The 14947-nt window shown below is 55.1% G+C and carries 11 protein-coding genes; 6 read left to right on the plus strand and 5 right to left on the minus strand.

Going from position 1 to position 14947, the window contains the following annotated elements:
• Window positions 1–7: 7 nt before the first annotated feature.
• From LCF41_RS04250 to rpiB, 5 genes are all read right to left on the minus strand, one after another.
• Window positions 8–1435: a glycoside hydrolase family 1 protein gene (locus LCF41_RS04250; protein WP_225087028.1), complete on the minus strand. Its 1428-nt coding sequence runs from the start codon at window positions 1433–1435 to the stop codon at window positions 8–10.
• A 64-nt stretch (window positions 1436–1499) separates the two neighbouring features.
• The gene (locus tag LCF41_RS04255; RefSeq protein WP_225088096.1) at window positions 1500–3416 is read right to left on the minus strand and encodes a beta-glucoside-specific PTS transporter subunit IIABC; all 1917 of its coding nucleotides are present in this window, start codon (window positions 3414–3416) and stop codon (window positions 1500–1502) included.
• A gap of 329 nt (window positions 3417–3745) precedes the next feature.
• Window positions 3746–5740: a transketolase gene (gene tkt, locus LCF41_RS04260; protein WP_225087029.1), complete on the minus strand. Its 1995-nt coding sequence runs from the start codon at window positions 5738–5740 to the stop codon at window positions 3746–3748.
• Between the two features lie 15 nt (window positions 5741–5755).
• A complete protein-coding gene (gene tal, locus LCF41_RS04265) occupies window positions 5756–6706 on the minus strand; it encodes a transaldolase (RefSeq protein ID WP_225087030.1) in 951 nt (316 codons plus the stop codon).
• A gap of 212 nt (window positions 6707–6918) precedes the next feature.
• Complete coding sequence (gene rpiB, locus LCF41_RS04270) at window positions 6919–7377, minus strand: ribose 5-phosphate isomerase B (RefSeq protein WP_010307132.1); 459 nt, start codon at window positions 7375–7377, stop codon at window positions 6919–6921.
• Between the two features lie 542 nt (window positions 7378–7919).
• Between rpiB and LCF41_RS04275 the strand changes: the two genes are divergently transcribed.
• The 6 genes from LCF41_RS04275 to LCF41_RS04300 all read left to right on the plus strand — a co-directional run bounded on the left by LCF41_RS04275 (window position 7920) and on the right by LCF41_RS04300 (window position 14744).
• Window positions 7920–9302, plus strand: coding sequence for an MFS transporter (locus LCF41_RS04275; RefSeq protein WP_010307139.1), 1383 nt, complete (start codon window positions 7920–7922; stop codon window positions 9300–9302).
• A 1-nt stretch (window position 9303) separates the two neighbouring features.
• Window positions 9304–11076, plus strand: a complete 1773-nt coding sequence (gene lerK / locus LCF41_RS04280; RefSeq protein WP_225087031.1) for an L-erythrulose kinase — start codon at window positions 9304–9306, stop codon at window positions 11074–11076.
• On the plus strand, window positions 11073–11852 hold the full coding sequence (gene lerI / locus LCF41_RS04285) for an L-erythrulose-1-phosphate isomerase (RefSeq protein WP_225087032.1): 780 nt from the start codon (window positions 11073–11075) through the stop codon (window positions 11850–11852). The genes lerK and lerI overlap by 4 nt, the downstream gene beginning before the upstream one ends.
• A gap of 16 nt (window positions 11853–11868) precedes the next feature.
• Entirely contained in the window at window positions 11869–12696 is an 828-nt protein-coding gene (locus LCF41_RS04290; protein ID WP_225087033.1) for a sugar phosphate isomerase/epimerase family protein, read from the plus strand.
• Between the two features lie 28 nt (window positions 12697–12724).
• Complete coding sequence (locus LCF41_RS04295) at window positions 12725–13582, plus strand: phosphogluconate dehydrogenase C-terminal domain-containing protein (protein WP_010284305.1); 858 nt, start codon at window positions 12725–12727, stop codon at window positions 13580–13582.
• A gap of 199 nt (window positions 13583–13781) precedes the next feature.
• Window positions 13782–14744, plus strand: a complete 963-nt coding sequence (locus tag LCF41_RS04300; RefSeq protein WP_010284307.1) for a sugar-binding transcriptional regulator — start codon at window positions 13782–13784, stop codon at window positions 14742–14744.
• Window positions 14745–14947: the final 203 nt, after the last annotated feature.

Raw genomic sequence — 14947 nt, forward strand, 5'->3', positions numbered from 1 at the left:
ATCGGTATCACGGGACGCTGGGAAATAAGCGCACTCCATTTGATTCTATGACACCTTGATACCAGTAAAAACTTTTCTTTTTGATGCGGCGCAGATCTTTCAGATCGAATTCGTCGCGGTTCACGTAAATAAACCCGTAGCGTTTACCGTAGCCCTGATGGGTGCTGACCACATCGATTGCCGACCACGGACAATAGCCAATAAGATCAACGCCATCGCTGATGGCGAGCTGCATTTGTTCAATATGACGAGCAATAAAATCGATGCGATATTGATCGTCGATCGTACCGTCGGCCTCAAGCTTATCCGGCGCGCCCATACCGTTTTCCGTAATCAGGATCGGCAGATGATAGCGCTCGTAGGTTTTCCGCAACGTTAAGCGCAAGCCAACGGGGTCGATCACCCAGCCATAAGGCGTTTTATCAACGTGCGGGTTTTCCGCTGCGCGATAGACGCCGGGCTCGCCCAGCATGATTTGCTGATCGCCCGCGCGGGCGCTGACATCCGACGCATCGCCTTTGCTGGCGGCAATGGTGGCGGTGGAGTAGTAGTTAATCGCCACGTAGTCGGGTTTTCCCGATTGCAGGATGTCGTCATCGCCGGGCAATGTCTCCGGCGTCAGGCCACGATCTTCCAGATAACGCCAGGCCAGCGCGTTGTAACGACCGTGCACTGCAACATCCAGAAAGCTCCAGCAGCGCAGCGTTTCCCAGTTGTGCGCGGCGATGGCATCTTCCGGTTTGCTGGTGGCTTGATACATCGAGGTAGTATTGATTGCCGGACCAATCAGGCCATTGGGCGCGAGTTCGTGACACAACGCCATGACCTGCGCCTGCGCTAACATCATGTGATGGTTCTGCTGGTACAGCGCTTTTTTGGATGGCAAAACGCCGCCTTCCGGCAGACCAATCGCACCGGGGTGCAGAATCATGGTGTTCTGCTCATTGATTGTCAGCCAATATTTTACCTTGTCGCCGAAATGCGTAAACAGCGTGCGGGCGTAGTGAACAAAGGCATCAATCGTGGCGCGATTCTGCCAGCCGCCTTGTGCCTCAAGGCAATAAGGCAAATCGAAATGGTAGAGCGTGACGACGGGTTCGATATTGTGCGCGTTCAGTTCATCAATCAGATTGTTGTAAAACGCGATACCCTGCGGATTGATAGCACCGGTGCCATCGGGAAGAATACGTGTCCAGGCGATAGAGAAACGATAGGCCTTTAAGCCCAGCTCCGCAAACAGCTGCACATCTTCTTTAAACCGATGGTAGTGATCGCTGGCGACGGTGAAGTCGGCAGTGTTTTCCGGGTGCTGGCATTGATCAATGATCGACGGGCTTTTTCCCTCGGCTTGCCACCCCCCTTCAACCTGATAAGCCGAGGTTGAGGCTCCCCACAGAAAATCCGCTGGGAAGTGTTTTTGCTGTTGATAGTACATATTTTTCTCACATACAGGGAGACTGAAAAGCATTGGGCACCTTGCCCAATGCTTTTATGGATCGTCAGGCGTTCACTTTAATGATGGTATCCATCGGGGCGATCGGCTGCGGTACAGTGCAGACGACGCTAGCGTACTCATCGCTATTGATTATCACGACGGGCGTAACCGGGTCATAACCCAGACGCGTGATTTCATGCAGATCGAAGCTAATTAGCCTGTCGCCAGCGGTGACACGGTCGCCCGGTTTGATATAGCCGGTAAAGTGCTTGCCGTTGAGGTTCACCGTGTCCAGACCGACGTGAATCAGCAATTCTAAACCGTTGTCAGCCCGGATGCCGATGGCGTGTTTAGACTCAAGGAACGTGATGATTTCGCCACTGACGGGCGCGACCACTTCACCGTTGTCAGGAATAATCGCCACGCCTTGTCCCAGTAATCCCTGTGAGAATACGTCATCGTTGATGTCGCTCAGCGCGACCAATTTGCCGGACAGCGGACTCATAATCGCTTGCTGTTCCGCGTGGCCTTCTGTGGCCTGCGTTTTTTGCGCGGTATTGGCTGCCGGTGTTGCTTGGCGTTGATCTGCCTGAGCTGAGTCGTTTTGCGCGGCGTCAGTTTCATCGACCGGATCGTCGAATCCCATGATCCAGGTGAGAGCAAACGTGACGACAATCGCAATGGCGCAGGTGATCAGCGCATGGACGATGTTCATCGGGTTTTCACCAATGAAAGCAGGCAGCGCTGCCAGCCCCGGCGAGACGAAGGCGTAACGAACCAGCCCGGCTAAACCGGCATAGATGCCCGCACAGCCCCCGCCAATCATGGCGGCAATCAGCGGTTTCTTCAGTTTCAGCGTTACCCCGTACAGGGAAGGTTCGGTGATACCCAGCAGCGCGGTGAAGCCCGCCGAAGAAGCCAGCTGTTTCAGATTCTTGTTCTTGGTTTTAAACGCCACGCACAGCGTGGCGGCACCCTGAGCAATGTTGGAAGCCAGCATGCCAGGCCCGTTGATCATCTCGAAGCCGTTACGGGTAAGCTGCGAGGTGGCAATCGGCGTCATCGCCCAGGCGGTGCCAGTGATGACCAAAAATGGTTGCAGACCCCCCATCAGCATCGGGATTAACCAGCTTGCCTTGCCGTCGATGATCGCCGCGCCGCTGGCGACCAGATCGTTGAGGAAAATCCCGAAAGGCCCAATCACCACCAGCGCGAGCGGTGCGGTGAACAGCAGCACGATCATCGGCTTGGTGAAAAATTTGATCATGGACGGTGAGATCTTTTCGGCGAACTGCTCAATGTAAGACATGATCCATACGGTAAGAATGATCGGCAATACCGATCCGGCGTAGTCTGCCAGCCGTACCGGAATGCCGATAAAGCTGATTGGCCCGCCTGATGCTAACAGCTGAGCCAGATTCGGGTGCAGCAGTGCGCCAGCAATCGTCATCGCCAGAATTGGGTTACAGGCGAACTTGATGGAGGCACCGTAAGCCAGCAGTACGGGCAGGAAGAAAAAGGCCGCATCGGAGATGGTATCCAGCAAGCGATAGGTCGTGCTGTCGGCAGAAATTAAGCCAGTCAGCTTGAGGATTGCCAGCAGTGCTTTGATCATCCCTGCGCCGGTAATTGCCGGAATGACGGGGGTAAAGGTGGTGGAAATCACGCTGATGATTTGCGTAAAAATGCCGCCTTTTTTCTGCTGCTTGTTACCAGCATTGCGCTGGCTGTTCATCTCGCCAATCTCGTTCAAAATCGCGCGATAGGTGATTTGGACGTCGTTGCCGATCACCACCTGAAACTGGCCACCGCGATCGACCACGCTGATGACGCCGGGAAGTTTAGCAATCGCCTCTGCCTGTACGGCATGGCTGTCGTTGAACTCGAAACGTAAGCGAGTGGCGCAGTGGGTCAGCTTGCTGACGTTCTGCTTGCCGCCGCTTAACGCGAGGATATCGACTCCAAGTTTTTGATAATCCATTTTTTGATGATCCATAGTTTTACCCTGTGTTGACGCCAATTAGGCCAAAAAAAAAGACCAAAATAAAAATGCACCTCTTAAAAAGAGGAAATGCATTTTTACTTTGGTCTTGCCTGCCGAAGCAGTAGCACGCCGCGATAAAAATAGGCTGGTGCAACTTGTGGTGTTGCGCCGCAATATCAGCATGCGGCGCTGGAGTCATGCAATGTGCTCAGGTGAATTAATTGATCTGGATCACAAACAATAGTGCGGTTTGCGATCCTTTTGCGCACGATATCGCAGTCTACTACCGGTATTTTACTGCATCGTCAGTTTACCGAACCGCCGCTTTACTTCAGCAGCGCCTGCGCTTTTTCGACCACGTTATTGACCGTGAAGCCGAACTCTTCGAACAGCAGCTCAGCCGGGGCAGATTCGCCGAAGCTTGTCATACCGACAATCGCGCCGTTCAGGCCGACGTACTTGAACCAGTAGTCTGCGATACCCGCTTCAATCGCTACGCGTGCCGCTACCGCTTTCGGCAGCACCGCTTCACGGTAGGCTGCATCCTGCTTGTCGAACGCATCCGTAGACGGCATCGACACCACGCGCACCTTGCGGCCTGCGGCGGTCAGCTTGTCATAGGCGCCGACAGCCAGTTCAACTTCAGAACCAGTCGCAATCAGGATCAGCTCAGGCTGTCCGTCGCTGTCTTTCAGCACGTAACCGCCTTTCGCCACGTTCGCCAGTTGCTCCGCGGTACGGGGCTGCTGCGCCAGATTCTGACGGGACAGGATGAGCGACGTCGGGCCGTCCTGACGCTCAATCGCGTATTTCCACGCCACCGCCGTTTCCACCTGGTCCGCCGGACGCCAGTTGCTCATGTTCGGCGTCACGCGCAGGCTCGCCAGCTGTTCAACCGGCTGGTGCGTCGGGCCGTCTTCGCCCAGACCGATGGAGTCGTGGGTGTAAACGTAGATGCTGCGGATTTTCATCAGCGCGGCCATACGCACGGCATTACGCGCGTATTCCACAAACATCAGGAAGGTCGCGGTGTACGGCACAAAGCCGCCGTGCAGCGCAATCCCGTTGGCAATCGCCGTCATGCCGAATTCGCGCACGCCGTAGTGGATGTAGTTGCCCGCGTGGTCTTTGTCCAGCGAGACCGAGCCGGACCAGATGGTCAGGTTGCTCGGCGCCAGGTCGGCAGAGCCGCCCACGAATTCCGGCAGCAGTTTGCCGTAGGCTTCCAGCGCGTTCTGTGAGGCTTTGCGGCTGGCGATTTTCGCCGGATTGGCCTGCAAATCGTCGATAAATTTCTGCGCGTCTGCCTGCCAGTTGGTTGGCAGTTCACCGCTGGTGCGGCGTGTGAATTCGGCAGCCAGTTCCGGGTACGCGCTGGCGTAGGCGGCAAACGCCTCATCCCAGGCCGCTTCCTTACGCTGACCGGCCGGTTTCGCGTCCCAGGCCGCATAAATGTCAGCCGGGATATCAAACGGCGCGTGCGTCCAGCCCAGCTGTTCGCGGGAAGCCGCGACTTCCGCATCACCCAGCGGTGCACCGTGGGAATCGTGCGTACCGGCCTTGTTCGGAGAGCCGAAACCAATCACGGTTTTACACATCAGCAGCGACGGCTTGTCGGTCACCAACTGGGCTTCACCAATAGCGCGCTTGATGGCGTCAGCATCGTGACCGTCCACGCCACGTACTACGTGCCAGCCGTAGGCTTCAAAACGGGCAGCGGTATCGTCGGTAAACCAGCCTTCAACGTGACCGTCGATGGAGATGCCATTGTCATCATAAAACGCGGTCAGTTTGCCGAGCTTCATGGTGCCTGCCAGCGAGCAGACTTCGTGAGAAATCCCTTCCATCATGCAGCCGTCACCGAGGAAGGTGTAGGTGTGATGGTTAACAATCTCGTGGCCCGGACGGTTGAACTGTGCGGCCAGCGTGCGCTCGGCAATCGCCATACCCACGGCGTTGGCAACCCCCTGACCCAGCGGGCCGGTGGTGGTTTCAACGCCGGCGGTGTAGCCGTATTCAGGGTGACCCGGCGTTTTGGAATGCAGCTGGCGGAAGTTTTTCAATTCTTCAATCGGCAGGTCGTAGCCGGAGAGATGCAGCAGGCTGTAAATCAGCATGGACGCGTGGCCGTTGGACAGCACGAAGCGGTCACGGTTGGCCCAGTTAGGGTTGGCCGGATTATGGTTGAGATAATCGCGCCACAGCACTTCGGCGATATCGGCCATGCCCATCGGTGCGCCCGGGTGACCGGATTTGGCTTTCTGCACCCCATCCATGCTCAGCGCGCGGATAGCATTGGCAAGTTCTTTACGAGAGGACATGCTTGACTCCAGACGTTACAGCTTGGCCGCCAACAGCGCTTCCAGCTTTTGTTGATCGGCAGCGAACAGGCGAATGCCTTCCGCCAGTTTATCGACGGCCATCGCATCCTGATAGTGTTCCCAGCGGAACTCGGCTTCAGACAGCGGCGAAGGTGGATTGAACGCTTCGGTCGACGGCGTCAGCTGGCGTTCGACCGGGGCATTGCTGTTTTTCAATTGTTCCAGCAGCGCGGGGGAAATCGTCAGGCGATCGCATCCCGCCAGCGCCAGAATCTGTTCCACTTTGCGGAAGCTGGCGCCCATGATGACGGTTTGGTAGCGGTGGCGTTTGTAGTAGTCATAGATATTACGCACGGAGATCACGCCAGGATCGTTGTCTGCCTGATAGTCGCTGGCGGGTTGCCTTTCCTGATACCAGTCATAAATTCGGCCGACAAACGGGGAGATCAGAAAGACACCCGCTTCGGCACAGGCACGCGCCTGCGCAAATGAGAACAGCAGCGTCAGGTTGCAGTTGATCCCTTCTTTTTCCAGCTCTTCAGCGGCGCGAATTCCTTCCCAGGTGGCGGCGAGTTTAATCAGAATGCGCGAGCGTGGAATGTCTTTTTCTTGGTACATCCCAATCAGTTTGCGTGCTTTGGCGACGCACATCCCGCGATCGAATGAGAGGCGGGCATCCACTTCGGTGGAGATGCGCCCCGGAATGCTTTTCAGCACTTCTGCGCCGATGTTCACCGCCAGTCGGTCGCTGGCGTTGATGAGCCGCGTTTCCGAGCTACCGCCTTGCTGATTCGCATAGGCAATCGCGTCATCAAACAGCGGTTGGTATTGAGGCAGGGTGGCGGCTTTCAAAATCAAGGACGGATTCGTGGTGGCATCTTGCGGTGAAAATTGACGAATGGAGTCGATATCGCCGCTATCGGCGACCACCACGGTAAATTGTTTAAGGGCTTCGAGTTGGTTCATGAAGGAGCTCCTTGATGTAAATAGAGAAATAGCAGCGCAAAACAGAGCCAACACACTGCACCATGAGGTCGTGGAATAATATGCGCTTTTTCCGATTGCTGCGGTTGGGCTGTCTCGACTGAACACTGTTTTGCTGCACGGAAAGTCGGCTAAACGAACAGTAAGACTGACGGCCAGCCAGTCTGGGGATAACTGCGGGCCGTCAGACAGGATTACCGATGATTTTCTTGATGTTCGTAGTAGCTGATTTTCTCGACTTTCGGTGCCGATCCGCCACCTTCAAACTCGGCATCCAGCCAGGCGCCGACAATCTCTTTTGCCAGTTCAGGGCCGATAACCCGAGCGCCTAGTGCGATCACCTGCGCATCGTTGCTTTTTCTGGCCCGCTGAGCGGAATAGGTGTCATGGCACTGAGCGGCACGAATGCCATTGACCTTGTTAGCCACGATACTCATGCCGATCCCGGTGCCGCACAGCAGGATCCCACGCTGGTGCTTACCGTCTTTAATCGCGTGCGCCAGCGTGTAGGCAACATCGGGGTAGATCGGATTTTCCCCGGTGGGATCGTAGCTGTAGTCGGTCACCGTCAGCCCCTTCTGCTGTAAATAATCAGTAATCGTGTTTTTCAGATCAATCGCGGCGCTGTCTGCACCAATTGCAATCGAGAGCATATCTATCTCCTGCCTGGCTGAGGGTCAAAGTGAGCCTGATATGTCGCTTTCGTTAGATTGTTTATAAAAACATGAATAAACAGACACTAACGAGAATCTCTCTGCATGATTCCGTACATTTCCGGCCTTTTCATGGCTAAACATATACCGCTTTTTTCAAATGTTCAATGTGTGATTATTTGTTTTTTGTTTTGTCAGAGAGGAAAAGGCGATTAAAAGAGTGATCTTGGTCACTTTTACGCCTTTTAAGGCGGTGTTTTACCTTTTTGATACATATTTAGATCATGCTCACAATTTTTAAACAGAGAGATAGGCAAAAGATTGGGGCAAATATATCGTTCATATGTTCACATCGTGTGTTAATGATCTAAATCTTTAGAGGGCATAACAATGTGTCAGACCTGTATGCAAACGATAAAAAAGACAACAAACAACAAAGGTCACACCGGGTATCGAATGACGAAAGAGGATGAAATGCAGGAACAGCCTGGCGTAGAGGCGATGTCATGGAAGGGATTGACTATCGGTAGTAAGGGGGCTGTATGAGTAAAGTATCGGCTGCGGCAACGGCGGGGCAATCTGCCTCAAAACCGTCCACCACAACACCATCTGCTGTAGAACAATCGGCCATTCGCAAGATCTCCTGGCGTCTCGTGCCTTTCGTCGGCCTGATGTTCTTTATTAACTTCCTCGATCGTACGGCCATTTCGTTCGCGGGACCGAATGGTATGAATACCGATCTTGCGCTAACCGTCGCGCAGTTCGGGCTCGCCTCCGGGATTTTCTTTATTGGCTATATTCTGCTGGAAGTGCCGAGCAATCTGGCATTGCACCGCTTCGGCGCGCGCAAATGGCTGTCACGCATTATGGTGTCGTGGGGCATCGTGTCATTGCTGTTTACCTGGGTAAGCAGTATTGAAGGGTTGTATATCCTACGTTTCCTGTTGGGGATAGCAGAGGCGGGGTTCTTCCCCGGCGCGATCTTGTTCCTCAGCATGTGGGTGCCTGCCCGCTACCGTAGCAGAATCCTGTCACTGTTCTATCTGGCACAGCCTCTGACCGTGGTGTTAGGCGCGCCGCTGGCTGCCTGGCTGATTGAGCAGCATGGCCTGTTCGGATTGTCTGGCTGGCGGGTGATGTTCCTCGGCGTATCCGTTCCCGCCATCATCGTCGGTATCATTACCTGGTTCTATCTGGTGGATCGTCCGGCCGATGCCAAATGGCTGAATGCCGATGAGAAACGCTGGCTGGTCAGTGAACTGGAAAGCGAACATGCGACCAAAAATCACAGCAAACACCCTAGCGTGATGACCGTGATGTTCAACAAACGCGTCTGGGTACTGTGCCTGATTTACTTCGGTTTTATTTACGGCCTCTATGCACTGGCGTTCTTCCTGCCCACGATTATCGCGGGTTTCCAACAGCAGTTCGGCACGACCTTCAATGTCATGGATAAAGGGCTGATTACCGCGATCCCTTACTTGCCTGCGGCCATCGTGATGTATTTCTGGTCACGTGATGCGACGCGTCGCGGCTGCCGTTCATGGCACATAGCCATCCCTGCGCTGACGGGGGCGATCAGCATTCCGCTGGCGCTGTTTATGGAATCCCCGACGGCGACCATTGCGGTGATCACCGTAACGGCCTGCTCCATCTTCGCCGCGCTGCCTAACTTCTGGACATTACCGACCCAGTTCCTGACGGGGGCGTCAGCGGCAGCGGCCATCGCGCTCATCAATACCATTGGCAACGTTGCCGGATTTTCAGCGGGATACATCACCGGTGCGGTGCGGGGTGTGACGGGAACCTACGTGCTGCCCATGATGATTGTCGGCGGGCTAATGCTGCTTTCCGCCGTGTTGATTGTCCTGCTCAGCCGTTCGGACCGGTTATCGAAATCCGCATCAGCAACACAGGAGCATTGATATGACGTATTTGTTCAACCAACCTTCCGCCTTTGCCCGGGAACTGACCGAAGGCTTTGTGGCGGCGCATGCTGACAAAGTGCGTCAGGTACCAGGCGGTGTGGTCAGAAGCACTCGCAGTCGTGAAGGTGGGGTCGCCATTGTGGTCGGGGGTGGCTCCGGCCACTACCCGGCGTTTGCTGGCCTGGTCGGGCAGGGGCTGGCGCACGGCGCGGCGATGGGCAACCTGTTTGCTTCGCCATCAGCCCAGCAGATCTGTAGCGTTGCCCGAGCGGCACACAATGGTGGTGGCGTACTGCTGACGTTCGGTAACTATGCGGGCGATGTGCTTCATTTCGGACAGGCTAAGGCGCGTCTGAATGCGGAAGGTATCCCGTGTGAGCTGCTGGCGGTTACCGATGACATTTCCAGCGCGCCACTGAACGAATGGCAAAAGCGTCGCGGGGTAGCGGGCGATCTGATGGTCTTTAAGGCTGCCTCTGCGGCGGCGGAAGCGGGCTATGATTTGGCTGCCGTACTTGAGGTTGCCGAACGCGCCAACCAGCGCACCCGTTCACTCGGCGTAGCCTTCTCAGGCTGTACGTTGCCGGGCGCGGAACACCCGTTGTTCACCGTTCCCGAAGGAATGATGGCGGTGGGCATGGGGATTCACGGTGAACCGGGCATCCGCGATGTGCCTATTTCAACCGCCGATGAGCTGGCTGAGCTTTTGGTCAGTTCACTGCTGGAAGAGGTGCCGCAAGGTATTGAGACGCTCTCCGGGCAGCGGATCAGCGTAGTGCTCAACGGCCTCGGCGGCGTGAAATACGAAGAGCTGTTTGTGGTTTATCGCCGGGTTTCGCAACTGCTGGTCGAGCAGGGTCTGACGGTGGTCGAGCCGGAAGTGGGTGAGCTGGTAACTAGCTTTGATATGGCGGGTCTATCGCTCACGTTGTTCTGGCTCGATGAGGAACTGGAGCGTTTCTGGCGTGCGCCTGCTGATGCACCCGCATTCCGTAAAGGCAGTATGTCTCCCGCCGAACCGCTGGCTGAGCGGACATTCACGGCAGAACTCGATGTGATCCCAGCCGCGACGGCGGCATCGAAAGCAGCGGCACACTGTGTTGCGGCGGCGTTGAACGCTGCGCGTGACATTGTACTGGCTAACGTCACCGAGTTGGGCCGTATCGATGCCATTGCCGGAGATGGCGATCACGGTATTGGCATGGAGCGTGGGGTGATTGCCGCAGCGGAAAAGGCCGCGGAGATGCTGGAACGGCAGGCAGGCGCTGGCACGTTATTGCAACGTGCGGCAGATGCCTGGGCCGATCGCGCAGGAGGAACGTCTGGCGCAATCTGGGGTGTCGCCTTGAATGCGCTGGGAACGGTGTTGGGTGATGAACAACGTCCTGACGGTCGTCGCGTGGCTGACGGTATACGTCAGGCCAAAGAGAGCGTGATGCATTTCGGTAAAGCGAAACCGGGGGATAAAACGCTGGTGGATGCACTCATCCCCTTTAGTTTGGCACTGACGCAACGAGTCGAAGCGGGAATGCGCTTGCCAGAAGCCTGGCAGCAGGCTGCACAGTGTGCCCAACAGGCCGCTGAAGACACGGCACAGCTGTTACCCAAAATTGGTCGCGCGCGCCCGCTGGCAGAAAAAAGTCTGGGTACGCCCGATGCGGGGGCAATATCGCTAGCCATGATCCTTGAGGCGGTGTCGGCCGTGTTGAACAGCGATACGACGCCGACTCCTTCGCATCAGACGGCGACGCAAGCGGAGAGTGAGCGATGAGTTCGCGCAAATTAACGCTGGGCGTCAGCCTGAAAATGTATTTCGGCTATCAGCAGACACTCGACTGGTGCCAGAAAATCCATGAGATAGCCGAACAGCATCCGCTGGCATCACTGCCATCGGCCCGGCTGTTTGTGCTGCCCGCCTTCCCGACGTTAGCGCCTGTAGTGCAGCGCTTTGCCCAGTCACCCGTTCATGTCGGTGCACAAGATCTGCACTGGGCGGATAACGGAGCCTTCACCGGAGAAGTGAGCGGCACCATGCTGCATGAAATGGGGTGTCGCTATGTCGAAATCGGGCATGCCGAGCGTCGTCGCTATTTTGGCGAAACGGATGAGCATTTCGCGCTGAAAACGGAGGCGGCCTGGCGTAATGGGCTAACGCCGGTACTGTGCGTAGGCGAGGAGAAACGTGGCTCGACGCAACAAGCCATCGACACCTGTCAGGCTCAATTAGACGCGGCACTGAATCTGGCCCAGAAGCAAGAGCTGACGGGCGATCTGGTACTGGCGTATGAGCCGCAGTGGGCGATTGGTAGTACGGAGCCCGCCCCGACAGCGTACATCAGCGAGGTCTGTCAGGCACTAAAACAGCATTTTCCAACTCAGGCAGGCGTGCGCGAGGGGCGAGTTATTTATGGCGGCAGTGCCGGGCCGGGATTGCTGAGTCAGCTTGGTGACGCCGCTGATGGCCTGTTTTTGGGGCGTTTTGCCCATGACCCGTCTGCGTTTAACGCCATTATGGATGAAGCCTTCACGCTCTGTTCGCTGGCGTAAGTGAGAGGAAATAAATATGGCAATTGGATTAAGTACCTATGCGTTCTTCTGGCGAGCCTCTTCCCGTGTGCTGAATCCTCTGGGTTTGGAAGCCATGCTGGAGCAAACCGCAGATTCTGGTGCGGGCGTTTTCCAGATTTGTGATTACGCGGCGGTGGAAGCACTCTCGTCTGCCGAGTTGGAAAAATTACGGCAGCGCGCGGTCGATCTCGGTATTCAACTGGAACTGGGAACACGAGGGCTCGCCACGGATCACCTGACACGCTATCTCACGTTGGCTCGCGCGCTGGATGTCCGTTTTATCCGCACCATGTTCAACACAGCAACACATAAGCCGACACAAGACGAGGCGCTTGCCTTGCTGCGTCGCGTGCTGCCTGAGTTTGAGCAGCACAATATCCAACTGGGATTGGAAACTTATGAGCAGGTAAGAACGCGCGACGTGCTGGCGGTTGTTGACGCTATCGAGAGTCCGGCTCTGGGAATTTGTCTCGATCCTGGCAACTGTGTTGCCGCGCTGGAGTACCCGCGTGAGGTGATTGAACTAACGGCCTCGCGGGTAGTTAACCTGCACATCAAAGATTTTGCGTTTGCCCGTCAGGAAGGTTGGGTGGGCTTTACCTATTCCGGCTGTCTGCTGGGAACTGGCCTGCTGGATTACGACGCGCTTCACCAGATCGTTCGTCCGAACGAACGAAATATTAATCAGATCGTCGAGCATTGGCTGCCGTGGCAGGCCAATGCGGAAGAAACGTGCCGTCTGGAAGACGCCTGGACGCGCCATAGCCTGAATTATCTCTACACGCGCAATCCCTATGCGAACCGTTCATCACACATTCTTTGAATATCCCAAATCCGAGGAGTAACAAATCATGGCTGCTGAATTAAAAACCATTACTGTACTGGGCGCTGGCGGTAAAATGGGCATGCGTATCTCTGCCAATTTCCAGAAAAGTGACTATCAGGTGTTTTACTGCGAGAACTCACCGCGTGCGCAGGAGCAAGTGGTTGCCGCAGGCAGAGAATTGTCCGTTGCTGAGCAGGTGATTCCTGAAAGCGATGTGGTGATTCTGGCCGTTCCTGATATTGCTTTGAAAGTGGTCTCTGAACTTGTTGTCCCGCAGATGAAAAGCAACGCGGTGCTGCTGACGCTGGACCCGGCAGCGGCCTATGCCAATCTTATCGCCAAGCGTGATGATATCGATTACGCCGTTGCCCATCCGTGCCATCCTTCCGTATTTCTGGATCGCTTCACGCCGGAAGAACATGCCGATGCATTTGGCGGCGTGGCCGCGCCACAGCACGTTGCCGCCTCTTATGAGGCGGGCAGTGACGAGCAGAAGGCCACCTTAGCGCGCGTGGTTAAAGTGATGTATGGCCCGGTGATTGACGTGCACTGGGTGACGGTAAAACAGCTGGCCTATCTGGAACCGACGCTGGTTGAAACCGTAGCCTGTATGGTTGGCACGTTGATGAAAGAAGCGCTGGATGAAACCATCAACACAATTGGCGTACCGGAGGCCGCGGCGAAAGCTATGCTTTATGGACACATTCAGATCGCGCTGGCGGTGGCTTTCCGCAGTACGAATCCGTTCTCGGATGCGTGTATGATCGCGATTGAATACGGTAAAGAGAACATCATCAAGCCAGATTGGAAGAAAATTTTCGACGAGAAAGAGCTCGATCTGGTGATTGCCAAAATGCTGAAGATTGATGCCATTCAGCGGTAATGTGTCACGTTGCCGGAGTCAGCCTTTTTGTCTGGTTCCGGCGCTTCTGCCTCTGTCCGTTTGCGCCACCATCAGGGATAATCTCGCTGGGCTTGAGCCTCTTCTCCCAGCGTGTAACAATTATTCATTGCGACGGTTTTCATCTGTAGACACAGCGTCTGTATAAACCGATCCCCTTGTGTAAGGAAAATGTGACCAGATGGAAAAACAATCAGGATCTCAGGAAAGCGAACTTCTGACTGAAATCGCCGTTGCTTATTATCAGGACGAAATTACTCAGGAAGAGATCGCCAAGAAATTCGGTATTTCGCGCATCAAAGTCGGGCGTTTGCTGAAACGTGCGAAAGAAGAAGGCATTGTTGAAATTACCGTGCGCTATCATCCGGTCTTCAGCACGCGTCTTGAACAGCAGATGCTGGAGCGCTTTTCGATCAAGCGTGCGCTGATTGCACTCGACCATCAGGATGAAGAAGAGCAGCGTCGACAGGTTGCGGCACTGGTTTCCAACTATCTGGCGCTGTCGTTGAAAGACGATACCGTGGTCGCCGTTGGGCAGGGACGTAATGTGGCGGCGGTCGCCGACCATGTGAGCAATGTGACGGAACGTAACTGCCGCTTTATCTGCGGTATCGGCGGAACACACCGTCCCGGTGATGCGATTAACGCCGACCATATCAGCCGCCGTCTGGCAAAGAAATTCGGTGGCAGCAGCGAAACGCTGTATTCACCTGCTTATGTCGAAAACCGGGCGCTCAAAGAAGCCTTCATGCAAAACGGCACCATTAAGGAAACGCTGGATCGGGCGCGCAAGGCCGATATCGCGCTGGTGGGCATTGGGGATATGAATGAGAACAGCTACATGGTTAAACTCGGCTGGTTCACCCCGCATGAAATTATTGATGCCAGCCTCAATCAGGGCGTGATTGGGGATATCGCCGGATATGACTTCTTTAACGCGCAGGGTCAGCATGTGGATACGGTGATGAACGAACGGGTGATTGGCGTGAGTATTGAAGAGCTACACAAAATCCCCTGCGTGATTGCGATTGCTTCTGAAAATACCAAAGCCTTAGCGATTCTTGGCGCGCTGCGCACCGGAGCCATCGATATTATCGCCACCAGTGCAGGCAACATTCGTACTATTCTGAATATGACGCAGTAACCTCTCTTTCTCTGTTGCGTGGTGTGTTTGCATCACGCGACGATCTTCCCGTTTTCTCTGAATTTCTCTCAATTATCCCGTTTGGTGTATCCGACTCTGGCTGCAAATCGAACAAAAAACCGTCAAATAAAATAACTATATTAACCAGCATTCCCCCGCAGTTTTTGCCATCCTCGGTAGTTTAGGCATTGGCAAACACTATA

Source organism: Pectobacterium colocasium (genome assembly GCF_020181655.1).
Lineage (GTDB): Bacteria > Pseudomonadota > Gammaproteobacteria > Enterobacterales > Enterobacteriaceae > Pectobacterium > Pectobacterium colocasium.

What these genes read in the sequence shown, in the direction of transcription:
- lerK (WP_225087031.1), top strand. Translation starts at nt 9,304, where the DNA reads ATGACGTATTTGTTCAACCAACCTTCCGCCTTTGCCCGGGAACTGACC.
- LCF41_RS04275 (WP_010307139.1), top strand. Translation starts at nt 7,920, where the DNA reads ATGAGTAAAGTATCGGCTGCGGCAACGGCGGGGCAATCTGCCTCAAAA.
- LCF41_RS04255 (WP_225088096.1), bottom strand. Translation starts at nt 3,416, where the DNA reads ATGGATTATCAAAAACTTGGAGTCGATATCCTCGCGTTAAGCGGCGGC.
- LCF41_RS04250 (WP_225087028.1), bottom strand. Translation starts at nt 1,435, where the DNA reads ATGTACTATCAACAGCAAAAACACTTCCCAGCGGATTTTCTGTGGGGA.
- LCF41_RS04295 (WP_010284305.1), top strand. Translation starts at nt 12,725, where the DNA reads ATGGCTGCTGAATTAAAAACCATTACTGTACTGGGCGCTGGCGGTAAA.
- lerI (WP_225087032.1), top strand. Translation starts at nt 11,073, where the DNA reads ATGAGTTCGCGCAAATTAACGCTGGGCGTCAGCCTGAAAATGTATTTC.
- tkt (WP_225087029.1), bottom strand. Translation starts at nt 5,740, where the DNA reads ATGTCCTCTCGTAAAGAACTTGCCAATGCTATCCGCGCGCTGAGCATG.
- LCF41_RS04290 (WP_225087033.1), top strand. Translation starts at nt 11,869, where the DNA reads ATGGCAATTGGATTAAGTACCTATGCGTTCTTCTGGCGAGCCTCTTCC.
- LCF41_RS04300 (WP_010284307.1), top strand. Translation starts at nt 13,782, where the DNA reads ATGGAAAAACAATCAGGATCTCAGGAAAGCGAACTTCTGACTGAAATC.
- rpiB (WP_010307132.1), bottom strand. Translation starts at nt 7,377, where the DNA reads ATGCTCTCGATTGCAATTGGTGCAGACAGCGCCGCGATTGATCTGAAA.
- tal (WP_225087030.1), bottom strand. Translation starts at nt 6,706, where the DNA reads ATGAACCAACTCGAAGCCCTTAAACAATTTACCGTGGTGGTCGCCGAT.